12 protein-coding genes are annotated in these 14,768 nt (G+C 70.6%); 10 read left to right on the top strand and 2 right to left on the bottom strand.

What is annotated here, in order from left to right:
• The first annotated feature begins 2 nt into the window (after positions 1–2).
• Genes BIX52_RS03825 through BIX52_RS03805 form a run of 5 tightly spaced genes read left to right on the top strand, consistent with a single transcriptional unit; the run spans position 3 to position 5,297 of the window.
• A complete protein-coding gene (locus tag BIX52_RS03825; RefSeq protein WP_075219621.1) occupies positions 3–2,360 on the top strand; it encodes a xanthine dehydrogenase family protein molybdopterin-binding subunit in 2,358 nt (785 codons plus the stop codon).
• Positions 2,357–3,166, top strand: a complete 810-nt coding sequence (locus tag BIX52_RS03820; RefSeq protein WP_075219620.1) for an FAD binding domain-containing protein — start codon at positions 2,357–2,359, stop codon at positions 3,164–3,166. The genes BIX52_RS03825 and BIX52_RS03820 overlap by 4 nt, the downstream gene beginning before the upstream one ends.
• Entirely contained in the window at positions 3,163–3,696 is a 534-nt protein-coding gene (locus BIX52_RS03815; protein ID WP_205647685.1) for a (2Fe-2S)-binding protein, read from the top strand. The genes BIX52_RS03820 and BIX52_RS03815 overlap by 4 nt, the downstream gene beginning before the upstream one ends.
• A complete protein-coding gene (locus tag BIX52_RS03810; RefSeq protein ID WP_075219619.1) occupies positions 3,686–4,690 on the top strand; it encodes an amidohydrolase family protein in 1,005 nt (334 codons plus the stop codon). The genes BIX52_RS03815 and BIX52_RS03810 overlap by 11 nt, the downstream gene beginning before the upstream one ends.
• A 52-nt stretch (positions 4,691–4,742) precedes the next feature.
• Entirely contained in the window at positions 4,743–5,297 is a 555-nt protein-coding gene (locus tag BIX52_RS03805; RefSeq protein ID WP_157956192.1) for a MarR family winged helix-turn-helix transcriptional regulator, read from the top strand.
• Here the strand turns inward: BIX52_RS03805 and BIX52_RS03800 are convergent.
• Positions 5,197–6,204: a helix-turn-helix domain-containing protein gene (locus BIX52_RS03800; protein WP_075219617.1), complete on the bottom strand. Its 1,008-nt coding sequence runs from the start codon at positions 6,202–6,204 to the stop codon at positions 5,197–5,199. The genes BIX52_RS03805 and BIX52_RS03800 overlap by 101 nt on opposite strands.
• A 142-nt stretch (positions 6,205–6,346) precedes the next feature.
• Here BIX52_RS03800 and BIX52_RS03795 point away from each other — a divergent pair, with 142 nt between their 5' ends.
• From BIX52_RS03795 to BIX52_RS03775, 5 genes are all read left to right on the top strand, one after another.
• Complete coding sequence (locus BIX52_RS03795; protein ID WP_075219616.1) at positions 6,347–7,411, top strand: DODA-type extradiol aromatic ring-opening family dioxygenase; 1,065 nt, start codon at positions 6,347–6,349, stop codon at positions 7,409–7,411.
• A gap of 26 nt (positions 7,412–7,437) precedes the next feature.
• Entirely contained in the window at positions 7,438–8,862 is a 1,425-nt protein-coding gene (locus BIX52_RS03790; RefSeq protein WP_171973573.1) for an aldehyde dehydrogenase family protein, read from the top strand.
• A complete protein-coding gene (locus tag BIX52_RS03785) occupies positions 8,859–10,277 on the top strand; it encodes a gamma-glutamyltransferase (RefSeq protein WP_075219614.1) in 1,419 nt (472 codons plus the stop codon). The genes BIX52_RS03790 and BIX52_RS03785 overlap by 4 nt, the downstream gene beginning before the upstream one ends.
• A gap of 177 nt (positions 10,278–10,454) precedes the next feature.
• Entirely contained in the window at positions 10,455–12,929 is a 2,475-nt protein-coding gene (locus BIX52_RS03780) for a transporter substrate-binding domain-containing protein (protein ID WP_075219613.1), read from the top strand.
• Entirely contained in the window at positions 12,926–13,354 is a 429-nt protein-coding gene (locus BIX52_RS03775; protein WP_075219612.1) for a response regulator, read from the top strand. Before BIX52_RS03780 ends, BIX52_RS03775 begins: the two co-directional genes overlap by 4 nt.
• An 89-nt stretch (positions 13,355–13,443) precedes the next feature.
• On the opposite strand, the gene BIX52_RS03770 is transcribed toward BIX52_RS03775, so the two are convergent.
• Positions 13,444–14,733: a TRAP transporter large permease gene (locus BIX52_RS03770; protein ID WP_075219611.1), complete on the bottom strand. Its 1,290-nt coding sequence runs from the start codon at positions 14,731–14,733 to the stop codon at positions 13,444–13,446.
• Positions 14,734–14,768 lie beyond the last annotated feature (35 nt).

Raw genomic sequence — 14,768 nt, 5'->3', positions numbered from 1 at the left:
CGATGGCCTCGCCCACCTCTGACGGCGCGCCGGGCTGGATCGGCGCGCGCCTGAAGCGCAAGGAGGACGAGCGCTTCCTCTATGCCGCGGGCCGCTACGTCGCCGACGTGCGCCTCCCCGGCCTGAAGGACGTCGCCTTCGTGCGCTCGGACGTCGCCCACGGACGGCTTCTCGGGGTCACGAAGCCGGAGGGCGCGGACGTCTTCACGCTGGCCGATCTGGGGCCGCTGAACGACCTCGTCGCCGGGCCGGAGATCGCCGAGTTCCGCACCTCGCTCTATCCGCCGCTGGCGGGAGACAAAGTGCGCTTCGTCGGCCAGCCCGTTGCGGCGGTGATCGCCGCGACGCGGGCCGAGGCGGAGGACATCGCCGCAGAGGTGCTGGTGGAGACCGAGGAGCTGGGCGCCGTCACCGACGCGGTGGCCGCCCTCGCCCCGGACGCGCCGCGCCTGCACGAGGCGTGGGCCGACAACGCCTTCATCGCCGCCCCGGTGATCGCCGGTGACCAGGACGCGCTGGCCGCCGCCCCGGTGGTCGTGCGGCGGCGGCTGAAGATGAACCGCCAGGCGACCGTGTCCTTGGAGGGGCGCGGCGTCGTCGCCCACTATGACCGGCGCTATGGCGAACTGATCGTTCACCTGTCGACCCAGGGCGCGCACGTCATGCGGCGGGGGCTCGCCGAGGTGCTGGGGCTGGCCGAGAACAGGATCCGCGTCATCGCGCCGGATGTCGGCGGAGGCTTCGGCGGCAAGAACCGGCTGACGCCCGAAGAGATCGCCGTTTGCGCCATGGCGCTGAAGACGGGCCAGCCGCTGCGGTGGATCGAGGACCGGCGCGAGCACCTCATCGCCTCGCTCCACGCGCGCGAGCACACCTACGAGATCGCGCTGCATGCGGAGGCGGACGGCACCATTATCGGCATGTCGGGCGACGTCTATATCGACGCCGGTGCCTATGCGCTGTGGCCGACCGGGGCGTTCATGGAAGCCTCCATGGCGGCGCGCAACCTGACGGGGCCGTACAAGGCGCGGGCGCTGAACCTTCAGACCTATACCGTCGCCACCAACAAGGCGCCGATGGGGCCGTACCGCGGTGTGGCGCGGCCGGGCGCGTGCTTCGCCATCGAGCGAATGGTGGACGAACTGGCGGCCGAGCTGGGCATGGACCCGATCGAGATCCGCCGCCGCAACCTCATCACCGAAGCGGATCTGCCCATGAGGACCGTCGGCGGACTGTCGCTCGACACCGGCCATTATCCGGCGGCGCTGGATATGGCGTGCGAGATGATCGGCGTGGACAAGGTTCGCGCGCGGCAGAAGGCGGGCGAGGCGGACGGGCGGGTGATCGGCCTCGGCATCGCCGTCTATACCGAGCAGAGCGGGCACGGCACGTCCGAATGGATGAAGCGCAAGGCGCGCGTGGTGCCGGGCCACGAGTCGGCCAATGTGCGCATGCATCCCGATGGCACGGTGGACATCGCGGTGGGCATCCAGAACCACGGCCAGGGGCTGGAGACGACGTTGTCGCAGATCGCCGCGACCGAGCTGGGGCTGCACCCGGACGCGATCAACGTGCGCTACGGCGACACGGCGACGACGCCGTTTGGGTTCGGCACCTTCGCGTCGCGCAGCATCGTCTTTTCCGGCGGCGCGGTGGCCAAGGGGTGCCGCGAGGTGGCGGCGAAGGCGCGGCGCATCGGCGCGGCGCTGCTGCAGGTGAGCGCGGACGATGTGCGCATCGAGGCGGGCGAGATCGTCGGCCCCGCGGGCTCGGTGAGCCTTGCGGAAGTCGCCCGCGCGGCGACGCTGCGGCCGGAATTTTTGCCGGAAGGCGAGGATGCGCTGCTGGAGACGACGGTGTCGTACGAGCCGGCGGATTCGGCCGGGGTGTTTTCTTATGGGGCCCACGCTGTGGTCGTGGCGGTGGAGCCGCTGACCGGGGCGGTGGATCTTCTCGACTACGTGGTGGCGGAGGACTGCGGCACGGTGATCAATCCGCTCATCGTCGACGGGCAGATCGTCGGCGGCGTGGCGCAGGGCATCGGCACCGCGCTTTATGAGGAAATCCCGTTCGACCCCGAACTGGGCCAGCCTCTGGCGACGACCTTCGGGGACTACATGGTGCCGTGCGCCAGCGAGATCCCGGACATCCGCATCGGCCATCTGGTGACGCCCGCAAGGGTGACGGAATACGGCGTGAAGGGGATGGGTGAGGGCGGCGCGATCGCCCCGCCTGCCGCGGTGGGCAATGCGCTGGCCGACGCGTTCCGCCAGAGCCGCGCGCAGTTTTTGGAGACGCCCTTCACGCCGCGCCGGGTGTCGGACGCCGTGGCGGCGGCAGATGGCGAGGGCGCACGATGAGGCCCGCCCCCTTCGCCTTCGCCCGGCCGGACGGTCTTGCCGACGCGCTGTCCCGGCTGGGCGCCGACGATGACGCCATGCCCATCGCCGGCGGCCAGTCGCTTCTGGTGCTTCTCGGCCTGCGCCTCGCCGGGGCCGAGACGCTGGTGGACGTCACCCGCATTCCCGAGCTGTGCGGCGCGCGCGAGGCGGACGGCGCGGTGGTGTTCGGCGCGGCGACGACGCACGCGATGATCGAGGACGGCAAGGTGCCGGACCCGTCGCGCGGGCTGATGCGGCGTGTGGCCGGGCGCATCGCCTACCGCGCGGTGCGCAACCGCGGGACGATCGGCGGCAGCCTGGCGCTCTCCGACCCCGCCGCGGACTGGTGCCCGGTGCTGATCGCGCTGGGGGCCACCTACGACATCGTGTCGGCGGGCGGCGCGCGGCAGGTGGCGGCGGAGGACTTCGCCGACGGGGCTTATTCCACGGTGCTGGAGCCGGGGGAGCTGATCCGCTCCATCACCGTGCCGGTGTTGCAGGAGGGGACGCGCTGGGGCCACGCCAAGCACGCGAGGAAGACCGGCGCGTTCGCCGAATCCATCGCCGTGGTGGTGAAGCGGCCGGACGGTGTGCGCGCCGCCCTCGGCGCCACGGGGTCGCACGCGGTGCTGCTGCCGTCCGTCGCCGAGGCGGTGGCGTCGGGCGGCGACGTCGCGGCGGCGGCGCGGGCCGACATCGCCATGGCCGACCCCGACGCGGACGCCTACCGCGCCCGCTGCCACCTCGCCACCATCCTCAACGCCGCGCGGGAGGTTTGCGCGTGATCGACCTCAGTTTCACCCTCAACGGCGCGCCGGTCAGCCAGCGCGTCGAGGACCGGACCAGCCTCGCGGACCTGGTGCGCGAGGGGCATGGCCTGACCGGCACCCATGTCGGCTGCGAGCACGGGGCGTGCGGCGCCTGCACCGTGCTCGTCGACGGGGAGCCTGCGCGCTCCTGCATCGTGCTCGCCGCGATGTGCGAGGGCCGCGCCGTCACCACCGCCGAGGGGCTGGTGGACGACCCGGTGATGGCCGAGCTGCGCCGCCAGTTCCACGACAAGCACGCGCTGCAGTGCGGCTTCTGCACCCCGGCGATGATGATTTCCGCGCGCGACATCATCGCCCGCCACGGCGCGGCGGCCCCGGCGACGATCCGCAAGGAGCTGGCCGGGCAGATCTGCCGCTGCACCGGCTATGCGCCCATCGTCGCCGCGATCGCCGCGGCGGGCGCTGCCCTCAACCCATCTTCAGACGCGGCCGCTGCCGCACCTCACGTCGCGGCCACTGCCGCTGGAGCTTCCGATGCATCTTGACGCCTTCACCCACTTCTTCCCCCCGGCCTACTTCGCCAGGATGCAGGAGCTCGTCTCCAACAAAGGCAGCATCAAGCGCTGGCTGAACCTGCCGACGCTGTGGGACCTCGAAGCGCGCCGCAAGATGGTCGGCTCGTTCGCGGATTATCAGCAGATCCTCACCAACTCGATGCCGCCGGTGGAGTTCGTCGCCTCGCCGCAGGACAGCCCGGAGCTGGCGCGCATCGGCAACGACGGCCTGGCCGAGCTGGTGGCGAAGTACCCGGACGAGTTTCCCGCCTTCGCCGCGTCGCTGCCGATGAACAACCCCGAGGCGGCGGTGGCGGAGGTGAACCGGGCGATCGGCGAGCTGGGCGCGGTGGGTGTGCAGATCCACACCAACGTGAACGGCCGCCCGCTGGACGAGGCGGCCTTCTTCCCGATCTTCGAGGCGGTGGCGAAACACGACAAGCCGGTGTGGCTGCACCCCTGCCGCGGGCCGGGCTTCGCGGACTACAAGTCGGAAGACAAATCCAAATACGAGATCTGGTGGACCTTCGGCTGGCCTTACGAGACCAGCGCCGCGATGTCGCGCATGGTCTTCTCCGGCATGTTCGACAAGCTGCCGAACCTCAAGGTCATCACCCACCACATGGGGGCGATGATCCCGTTCTTCGAAGGGCGCGTCGGCCCCGGCTGGGACCAGCTCGGCAGCCGCACCGACGACGAGGACTATGAGGCGCTGCTGGAGGCGATGCCGCACCGGCCGGTGGACTATTTCAAGCGGTTCTATGCCGACACGGCGCTGTTCGGCTCGGACTCGGGCACCCGCTGCGGGCTCGACTTCTTCGGCGCGGACAACATCGTCTTCGCGTCGGACTGCCCGTTCGATCCGGAAAACGGGTTCATGTTCATCCGTGAGACGATGGCCGTGATCGACCGCCTGGAAGTGTCGGACGAGGTGCGGCAGAAGATCCTTTCGGGCAACATCAAGGCGCTCACCGGCCTGAAGTGAGTTGAGGGAGACCACCCTCACGACCGCCCCGGACCACGATGGGATGGAACATATGTCGGATGACGGGCCCATCGTGCCCCTGTGGCGCCGCGCCGGTTTCCTGGTGCGGCGGCTGCATCAGATCTCGGTGGCGATCTTCCTGCGCGAGATGGAGGGGCTGGACCTGACCCCGGTGCAACTCGGCGCGCTGACGGTGGTGCTGGAGCGGCCGGGGATCGACCAGTCGGCGCTGGGGGCCGAACTCGGGATCGACCGCGCCAACGGGGCGGACGTGGTGGCGCGGCTGGACAAGCTCGGCCTTCTGACGCGCGAACCGTCGCAGCGGGACAGGCGGATGCGCGAATTGAGGATCACCGACGCCGGGCGCGGCCTGGTGGAGCGCGCCAACGTGCGGCTGAAGTTCGTGCAGAGCGAATTGCTCGCGCCGCTGGACGATGGCGAGAAGGAGGAGTTCATCCGCCTCGCCACCAAGATCGTTGAGAACAACAACGAGCTGGGGCGGGCGGTCATGCGCCTCGGCGCGCGGTCCGGGCCTGGGTCGCGGTCTGGGCCGCGCTCTGGCGGGCGCGAAGATAAACGCCAGGGGTCTCCCCCAACGTCGCCTTGAAGAGGGCGATGAAGGTGCTGGGGCTCTCGAACCCCACCGCCTCGGCCGTGCGGGTGACGGATTGCCCCGCCGCCAGAAGCTGCACCGCGCGGAAGAGGCGCGCCTGGGTGCGGTAGTCGCGCAGGGTCATCCCCGTTTGCGCCTTGAAGCGCCGTTCCAGCGTGCGCACCGAGAGGGCGAGCGCGCTGGCGATCTCGCCCACGCTCGCCTCGGCCTCGCCGGCCATGATCGCCTCGGCCAGCCGTTGCAGCTCCGGCGCGCGGGGAAGGGGCAGGCGCAGCGGCACGCCCTCGGCGGCGGCGATCTGGTCGATGAGGACGGCGATCATGCGCTCCTCCGGTCCGCCCAGCGGGTAGGCGGCGGGGAGCGCCACCACCGCGTCGATCAGCGCGCCGATGAGCGGTGTCATGTGGACATAGGCGACGTGGGCGGGGAGGGCTGCCCCTGCGGCCCCGTCGACATAGAGCGTGCGCAGGCGCGTGGACGACAGATGCCGGGTGCGATGCGCCGTGCCCGCGGGAAGCCACAGCGCGCGGTGGGCGGGGACGACGTAGGTGCCCTCGTCCGTCGACACCGCCATCGACCCTTCCACCACAGAGACGAACTGGCCGCGCCCGTGCTGGTGGACCGGGCGTCCGCCGCCGCGCGTCAGGTCGAACACGTAGGCGGCGACGGGGCGTTCCGCGGGCGGGTCCAGGAGCGGCGCGGCGGCGGCCGGGTCGCCGGGCGCGGTGCGGGCGGCGGCGGCCGGCTCCTCGAGGCGCATCCATGTGCCGTCGCGGCGCGGCTGCGACGCGTGCGCCGCATGGTCCGGCGTGTTGTCCGGCGCGGAGCCGTCCGCCGCGTGGTCCGGCCGGGGGCAGCGAGCGGTGGTGTTGGCGGGCGAGGGCAGGCGCTTGGCGGGCATCGAGCGATTGTCGTTTCAGCGATACTTTTTGTCAAAACATCGTCTAACGGACATGCGGCGGCGCGGCTAGGCTTCATCCATGGATTGCGGTTCGCGGTGCGCCGACCCTTTCGCACCGCCCTCTCATCTGCCGGAGAAAGCCATGCATTCGACCGTCGTCGGCGGGGCCATGCTGCCCCATGCGCCCCAGTTCTTCACCATGCCCGACACCGAGGACAAGGACACTGTGATCCGCGTCCGCGAGGTGGCGGCCAAGATTGGCGAGAAGCTGCGCGCTCTCGACCCGGACCTGTGGATCATCTTCTCCAACGACCATGCCGAGCAGTTCTTCCACGACGCGGCGCCCCCCTTCACCATCCACGTCGGCGGTGAGGCGAAGGGGCAGTTCGCGGGGCGCGACTTCCACTGGCAGGTGCCGGGCGAAATCGGTCTCGAGCTGGTGCGCGAGCTCTACAAGCAGGGCTTCGACCCGGCCTTCTCGTCCACGGCGAAGATCGACTACGCCATCGGCATCCCGCTGACGCACATCGGCCTGACGGCGCCGGTGCTGCCGATCTACGTCAACGCCTACCTGCCGCCGCAACCGCCGATGGAGCGGTGCTACCAGTTCGGCCAGGCGGTGGCGCGGGCGGTGACGGCGATGGGCCTCAGGACGGCGGTCATCTGCTCCGGCGGCATGTCGCACTTTCCGGGCACGGACCGCTATTCCAATCCCGAGCTGAAGTGGGACCAGGCGCTGTTCGATACGCTCGCCAAGGGCAAGCTGAAGTCGCTGATCGGCTTCGACGAGGCGGAGCTGGACGACACCGGCAACATCGAGCTGCGCTGCTGGGCCTGCGGCGCGGGGGCGCTCGGCGAGCGGGTGCCGGACATCGTGTCCATGGAGCCCTCGTGGCACCACAATTATGCGTCCTTCGGCTGGTTTTCCGAGCAGAAGGATACGCGCGAGGCGCACTATCCGTCGATCAAGCCGGAGCTGGTGGGGCTGACGAGCGCGCTGCATGCGCTGGCGCATCAGGACCCGGAGCGGCGCGCGTTCCTGGAAAACCCCGCCGCCTATGCCGCGGCGCGTCAGCTTCCGCCCGAGCAGGCGGAGGCGCTGGCGAAAATGGACGTTCCCGCCATGGTGGCGATGGGCACGCATCCTCTGGTGCCCTTCCTCGCCAACATGCAGCTGGAGCGGATCAAGAAAGCCGCCAAGGCGTGACGGCGGGGAGCGTGAGGGCGGGGGGCGTGAGCGTGCGGCTGACACCTTTCGTGGGCGCGGCGGACGTGCCCGCCGACGGCCCGTCGACGACGCTGGTGCGCCCGTCCGACGGGGCGGTGATCGGCGAGCTGGTCGAGGCCGGTGCGTCCGGTGTGGACGCGGCGGTGGCGGCGGCCAAGGCGACGTTCCTCGCCCACCGCCGCGCCACGGTAGCCGACCGGGCGGGGTGGCTGCGCGCCGCGGCCGCCGCGCTGAACGCGGATGCGGACGCGATCGCCGACCTCATCTCGGATGACATCGGCAAGCCGATCCGCGCGGCGAAGTTCGAGGCGGGGCGCGGCGGGGCCTTTCTGGAGGCGACCGCCAACGCGCTGACGCAGATGGGCGGCGAGACGCTGCCCGTCGACGCGGTGCCGAACGGGCGCGCCCATTTCGGCTTCACGCGGCGGGTGCCGTTTGGCGTGGTGGGGGCGATCACGCCGTTCAACGCGCCGATCAACCTGCTCGTCCAGAAGGTCGCCCCGGCGCTGGCGGCGGGCAACGCGGTGGTGGTGAAGCCGGCGCCCGGCGGCACCCGCGCGGCGCTGAGGGCGGCGCGCGCCTTCGTGGCGGCGGGCGTTCCGGCGGGGCTCTTCAATGTGGTCACCGGCGACCGCGAGACCGCGCTGGCGCTGGCCGCGCACGAGGACGTGGCGATGGTGTCCTTCACCGGCGCCACGGCGGCGGGCGAGGCGATCGCACGGGCGGCGGGGGCGAAGAAGTTCGCCGCCGAGCTAGGGTCGAACGCCGCCAACCTCGTCTTCGCCGATGCGGACGTCGGCGCCGCCGCCGCGAAGATCGCGGGTGCGGCGTTCGAGGCGAGCGGGCAGCAGTGCATCTCGGCCCAGCGCATTCTGGTCGAGCGGCCGGTGTTCGATGCCTTCGCGGAGAAATTCGTGGCCGCGGCGCACCGGCTGAAGGTGGGCGATGCGGCGGACCCCGCGACCGACGTCGGCCCGATGGTCCACGCCGCGGCGGCGGACCGGGTGATGGCGATGGCCGAGGGCGCCGTCGCCGCGGGGGCAAGGGCGCTGATGATGCCGGAGCGGACCGGGTGCATCGTCTCGCCCGGCATCTTCGCCGAGGTTCCGGCCACGGCGGCGCTGTGGCGGGACGAGGTGTTCGGCCCGCTGGCGCTGCTGGCCCCGTTCGACACCTTGGACGAGGCGATCGCGATGGCCAACGACTCGCCCTTCGGCCTGCAGGGCGCGGCCTTCACGGCGTCGCTCGCGACGGCGATGCGGCTTTCCGAGGAGTTCGAGGTGGGTTCGCTCTGGATCAACGAGGCGAGCCGCTTCCGGCTCGACATGTACCCGTTCGGTGGCATGAAGAAGAGCGGCGTCGGGCGCGAGGGCGTGCGCTACGCCATCGAGGAGATGTCGCAGGTGCGCTTCACCGGGTTCGCGTTGTGACGGGCCCATCCACGGAGGCGGAGGCGGACGCCCTTCGCGCGGTGCTCGCCCGCAACGCGCGGGTGGCGGGACCGGCGGTGGTCACCTCGGCGCATCCGGGGGCGACGGCGGCGGGGGCGGCGGCCCTCGCGCGCGGCGGCAACGCGTTCGACGCGGTGCTGGCGGCGGCCTTCATGGAGACCGTCCTCCTGCCGATGAAGTGCGGCTTGGCGGGTGATCTCGTGGCGCTCTACCGCCGCGCTGGCGGGCCGGTGGAGACGGTGGTGAGCGTCGGCGCGGGGGCGCTGGGGCTTGCCGAGGCGCGGCCTGAGCGGGTGGGGCCGCTGTCGGTCGGCGTGCCCGGTGCGCCGGACGGGTATGCGCGGCTTCACGCGATGGCGCGGCAGGACCTTGCGACGCTGGTGGCGCCTGCGGTGCGGGCGGCGGAGGAAGGCGTGGAGTGGAGCGCGCTCGCGCTCGGCTATCTCACGGAGGCGCTGCCGGTTCTGGCGCGCTACAGCCCTGACAATCCCTATGCGCCGGGCGGGCGGGTGCCGCAGGTGGGCGACGTGCGCCGCCTGCCGGGCCTCGGCGCCTGGCTGACGCGCTTTGCCGAGCGCGGGGCGGGGCTGTTCGACGGGCCGCACGGCGACGCGTTGGCGGCATTCGTGGCGGCGCGCGGCGGCGTGATGGCGCGGGCGGACTTCGCGCAGCGCCCGGCGGTGGGCGCACCGGCGCACGCGGTGGATCTGGACGGCGCGGTGCTCCACGTGACCCCGGCGCCGACCCATGGCCCGGCGCTCGCCGAGGCGGTGCGCTGCGCGGCGGGCGAACCCCTGGAGCGCCTGCCCGAGATCGTGCGCGCGGTGAAGGCGGCGGCGCGCTCTGCGGGGCGCGGCGGAACGGACGGCGGCACATCCTGCGTCACCGCGGCGGATGCGGAGGGCAACGTGGCGGTGGTGCTGCACAGCAACTCGTTCCCGCAGTTCGCGTCGGGCCTGGTGCTGGACGACGGGTTGGTGCTGAACAACCGCCCCGGCCGCGGCTTCGACCTTTCGGCCCCGGCGGATGCGCTGGCCGCGCCGCGTCCCGGCCGCGTGCCGCCGACCACGGTGCATGCCTTCGCGCTGGAGCGGGGCGCAAGGCTCGACGCCGGTGCGACCCCCGGTGGCGTCAATCAACTGCCGTGGAACGTGCAGGCGCTGGCGCATCTGCTGGCGGGGGACGAGCCTGCGGAGGCGATCACCCGGCCGCGCTGGGCGCTCGACGCGGCGGACAGGCTGACGGCCGAGCCGGGGGCGGCGGCGCCCGGCGCCGACCCGGTGGCGGCGATGGCGCTTCGGTCGGTGCACCAGATCCTCACCGTGATGCCGGGCCGGCCGCATCAGGCCGCGGTGGATCCGCGCACCGGCGCGTCGGCGTTGCCGGTGTTCTGAAATCGCGATTGGGGCGGGGGAGCGGGCCGGCTCTCCCAGCTCCGGCCCTGCCCCGCCGCAAAGCCGTGCCGAGCCTGAACTGCCGAACGATTTTACAAGTTGTTGCCGCGACGCGATTCCCACCCTGTGGTAGCACCGACGCAAAGGGTGCGTGAGTGCCACAGGGAATGCGAGGCGATGGGGGACAAGTGGTCGCGTTTCGTGCGGGGATGTGTGGTGGCGGCGCTCCTGTGCGCGCACGGCAGCGGAGCCGCGGCACAGGACGGTGATGCCGCTGAAGTCGCGCCCTTTGCGGAGTATGCGCCGGGGGCCGTTGTGCCGCTCGACAGCGCGTCCCCCGATACTGCGGCCCCCTCTACTGCGGCCCCGGATGCCGCGCCGCCGGATGACGCGCCGATCATCGTGCCCTACGGCAACACGAAGCCGATCTTCTACGAGAATCGGGACGGCAGCCTCTCGGGCGCCTATGCGGAGATCATCGACGAGGTGCTGGCGCGCATCGGCCGCGTTCCCAGCTACCGCGCGATGGAAACGCCGCGCGACGTCGTCCAGTCGATGCGCGACGGACGCAGCGACATGTTCCCCGGCCTGGACAGAACGAACTTCGGGCCCGACGTCGTCCGTTCCGATCCCTTCGCCAACGTTCGCGTGCGGCTCTACATGCTGGCTGAGCGCGCGGCGGGGGTCGATCCGGAGACGGTCTCGCGGCTGCGGATCGGGATCGTCCCGCCGGTGGCCGAATTTGCCATGTCGGAGATCGGCCGGCGCAACACCCTGGTGGAATTCGCCCATTTCGAATTGGCGCTGCTGCGGCTCCTGGAGGAGCGGATCGACGGGCTGATCCTCAGCGAAACCTTCGCGATGGCCGTCGCCCGAAGCCTGAAGATGGACGACCGCATCGTCGCTGTCGGCCAGCCCTTGTCGGCGAGTGCGCTGAGCCTCAGCGTGAACAAGCGCCATGCCCATCTTCTGCCGGCGATCAACGGTGCGCTCGCCGCCATGGCCGCCGACGGCCGGCTCGACCAGATCAAGGCCCGCTACATGCTGGAGGGCGCGCCGCCGGTTCCCGACGTGCTCACGGTGGGCGTCACCCATTTCCCGCCCTTCCAGGAGATCTACGCGGACGGCACGGTCGGCGGTTTCGCGGTGGACGTGATGCGGGACCTCGCGGCGCGGGCGGACCTTCGGCTCGTGTTCAAGCCGATTGACCGGGACATCTTCGCCGAGGGGCCGCGTCCCGGCACCTACGACATGCTCGCCCAGGTCGGCGTGACCGAAGAGCGTGCGCGCATCATGGACTTCACGCTGCCGATCAAGACCGATTCCTGGTCGCTTTTCGTGCGGCCGGGAGATTCGGCCGCGGTCGGCACGGTGGCGGACCTCGAAGGCCGCGCGGTGGCGATCGAGCGGCAGAGCCACGCGCGGGCGCTTCTCGCCCACGTGCCGGATGTGCGGATCGTCACGTCGGAGCGGCGGGGCGAGATTCTGGACCTGCTGCTCACGGGACAGGTGGCGGCCGCCTTGGTCCCGACCGCGCCGTTCCTCAAATATCTTGCCGAAACGGGCAAGGAAAACGACGTGGTGGAGATCGTGCCGCCGGTGCTGTCGACGGTGCGCGCCCCCGCGCTCAGGTTCGGCCTCGGCGCCGTGCGCGAGCGGCTGAACGGCATCATTCCGGGCTATCTGGTGTCGGCCGAATATCAGGCGCTGGATCAGAAGTGGTTCGGCGCGCCCACGTTCTGGACCACGTCCCGGCTGAGGCTCACGGCGGGGGCGCTGGCGGGCATCGTCATCCTGCTCCTGGGGTGGACACTGGCGCTTTTTTGGTCGCGCCGGATCGAGCGCACTCACCTCGCCGCGGTGGAGGCGGCGAACGTGGAGCTGGACCGTTTGAACCGCGCGCTGGCCCGGTCCAATCACGAGCTCGACGAGTTCGCCTTCGTCGCCTCGCACGACCTGCGCACGCCGCTGAGGGGCATCGCCATCAACGCCCATTTTCTGCTCGGCAGCAAGCTGGCGCCGCCCATGCGCAAGCGCGTGCAGCGGATGGTGGATCTGTGCGTGCGCTCCGACGAGATCATCACCGCGCTGCTCGACTTCGCGCGGTTGAAGCGGGCGGCGGGGCCGCGCCGGTCCGTGGACACCGAGCTGTCGGTGGCGGTGCTGCGCGATCTGATGGCCGAGACACTGGACGAGGCGGGGGCGGAGATCATCGTCGAGACGCCGTTGCCGCGGGTGCGGATGGCGCCGGAGCGGCTGCGGACGGTGTTCCAGAACCTCGTGTCGAATGCAGTGCTCTACAACCGCGCGCCTTTGCGGCGGGTGCGCATCGGCTTCACCGACACGGCGGATGTGGGCGGCGAGACTTACCGCGATGCCTTCTACGTCGCCGACAATGGCATCGGCATCGCGCCCGCCCACCGTGACAAGGTGTTCCGCGTCTTCAGCCGGGTGCATGAAGACCCTGTCTTCGGCGAGGGGACGGGGATGGGGCTGGCCTTCGTCAAGCAGATCGTAGAGGAGGAAGGGGGACGTGTCGGACTTGTGTCGGAACCGGGTTCGGGCACAGTCTTCTATTTCACGCTCCCTCTTGTGCGAGGGGCCGGCAAGGCGTCGGCGGCGAGCGAAGGGAAGGACCGTCTGGTCGCATGACACAGCGCGCCACCGTGATGCTGATCGACGACAGCCGTGAGGATGCCGAACTCTTCGCCGAACTCATCGACATGGCCGGGCGTGAGGTGGGTTTGATCCATTGCGCCGGGGGGACGAAGGCGCTGACCGCGCTGTTTTCGGCGGATGGCGGGACTGCCGAGCGGCCGGACCTCATCTTCCTCGATCTCAACATGCCGGGGGTGGACGGGCGAGAGGTGCTGACCCGCCTGAAGGCCGACAGCGCGACTCGCAAGATTCCGGTGATCATCCTGACGACGTCGGACAACCCGGCGGACGTTGACTTCTGCTATGAGGCCGGCGCGAACAGCTTCTTCGTCAAGCCGGTGGATCTGCAGACCTATTTCAGCGCGTTCGAGACGATGATGAAATACTGGCTCGGCGTGGCCCGGCTTCCGGGACACTGAGGCACCGGCCTGCCAGCGCGAGGCGCCTCACCATTGGGCGAGGCGCCGCGGACGGCGCAATGGACGAGGCGCCGGGGTTTGCGCGGGGCTCAGGGCGCGAAGCCGAACAGGCGCGGCGCCCACATGAAGGATTCCGGCACGTAGGTGACGATGCCGAGCACCACCAGCATGATGGCGAGCATCGGCATCAGCGGCGGGATCAGCTCCACCATCGAGATCTTGGCGATGCGGCAGCCGACGAAGAGCGCCGTTCCCACCGGCGGCGTGATGAGGCCGAAGGTGAGGTTCACCACCATGATGACGCCGAGGTGGATGAGGTCGAGCCCCATCGCCTCGGCCAGCGGCAGGAGGATCGGCACCAGCATGATGAGCGCCGGGGTGAGGTCGATGAAGAGGCCCGTCACCAGAAGCAGAAGGTTGATGATGAGGAGGAGGAGAATCCGGTTGTCCGTCAGCCCCAGGATGTTCTCCGAGATCCACTGCGGCACGTTCTCGTAGGTGAGGATGAACGTGAAGATCGACGTGGTGGCGATGAGGAAGAGGACGACCGCGGTGGTCACCACGCTCTCCCACATGAGGGTGGGTAGCTGGCGCGGCTTGATCTCGCGGTAGATCACCATCGTCAGGAAGAGGGCGTAGACGGAGGCGATGGCGCCGGCCTCCGTGGCGGTGAAGATCCCGGTGGTGATCCCGCCGAGGATGATGACGAGGGTCATCATGCCGAGCCCGCCGTCGACCACCCGCGACAGCTTCTCGCGCCCGGTCAGCTTGGGCGTGCGGGTGTTGTGATAGAGGCGGCCGTGGATGTAGGCGACGAGCAGAAGCCCGCCGCCGATGAGGAGGCCAGGCGTGAGGCCCGCCAGAAGCAGCCCGCCGACGGACACGGACCCGGCGATGTAGGCGTAGAGGATCATCGAGATCGAGGGCGGGATGATCGGCCCCATGGTGGCCGAGGCGAGGGTGAGGGAGGTGGCGAAGCGGCGGGTGTAGCCGTCCTTCTCCATCGCCTCGATCATCATGCGGCCGATGGAGGAGACGTCCGCCACCGCCGAGCCCGAGACGCCGCCGAACAGCATCGACGACATGACGTTGATCTGGCCGAGCCCGCCCGGCAGGCGGCCGACGATGACCTCGGCCAGCCGCACCAGGCGCCCCGCGACGCCGCCGTTCGCCATCACCACCCCGGTGAAGACGAAGAAGATTACGGCGAGCAGCGGGAAGGAGTTGATGCCGAAGATCATCCGCCGGACGATCGTCATGTTGGTCATGACGTCCATGTTCATCGCCGCGATGGCGGACGAGATGCCGATGGCGAAGGCGATCGGCATGCCCACCAGGAGCAGCACGATGAAGCTGACGAAGAGGATGATGACCGTCATGGCATGTCCCGGCGGGCGCGCGCGGGCGGCGCGCC

Origin of the sequence: Acuticoccus yangtzensis (assembly GCF_001927245.1) — a bacterium.
GTDB classification, from domain to species: Bacteria; Pseudomonadota; Alphaproteobacteria; order Rhizobiales; family Amorphaceae; genus Acuticoccus; species Acuticoccus yangtzensis.
This window is presented reverse-complemented; position numbering and strand designations above follow the sequence as displayed.

Bases quoted from the DNA above. Each gene is read 5' to 3' on its own strand.
- BIX52_RS03825 (WP_075219621.1), top strand. From the start codon at position 3: ATGGCCTCGCCCACCTCTGACGGCGCGCCGGGCTGGATCGGCGCGCGC.
- BIX52_RS03820 (WP_075219620.1), top strand. From the start codon at position 2,357: ATGAGGCCCGCCCCCTTCGCCTTCGCCCGGCCGGACGGTCTTGCCGAC.
- BIX52_RS03810 (WP_075219619.1), top strand. From the start codon at position 3,686: ATGCATCTTGACGCCTTCACCCACTTCTTCCCCCCGGCCTACTTCGCC.
- BIX52_RS03805 (WP_157956192.1), top strand. From the start codon at position 4,743: ATGTCGGATGACGGGCCCATCGTGCCCCTGTGGCGCCGCGCCGGTTTC.
- BIX52_RS03800 (WP_075219617.1), bottom strand. From the start codon at position 6,204: ATGCCCGCCAAGCGCCTGCCCTCGCCCGCCAACACCACCGCTCGCTGC.
- BIX52_RS03795 (WP_075219616.1), top strand. From the start codon at position 6,347: ATGCATTCGACCGTCGTCGGCGGGGCCATGCTGCCCCATGCGCCCCAG.
- BIX52_RS03780 (WP_075219613.1), top strand. From the start codon at position 10,455: ATGGGGGACAAGTGGTCGCGTTTCGTGCGGGGATGTGTGGTGGCGGCG.
- BIX52_RS03775 (WP_075219612.1), top strand. From the start codon at position 12,926: ATGACACAGCGCGCCACCGTGATGCTGATCGACGACAGCCGTGAGGAT.
- BIX52_RS03770 (WP_075219611.1), bottom strand. From the start codon at position 14,733: ATGACGGTCATCATCCTCTTCGTCAGCTTCATCGTGCTGCTCCTGGTG.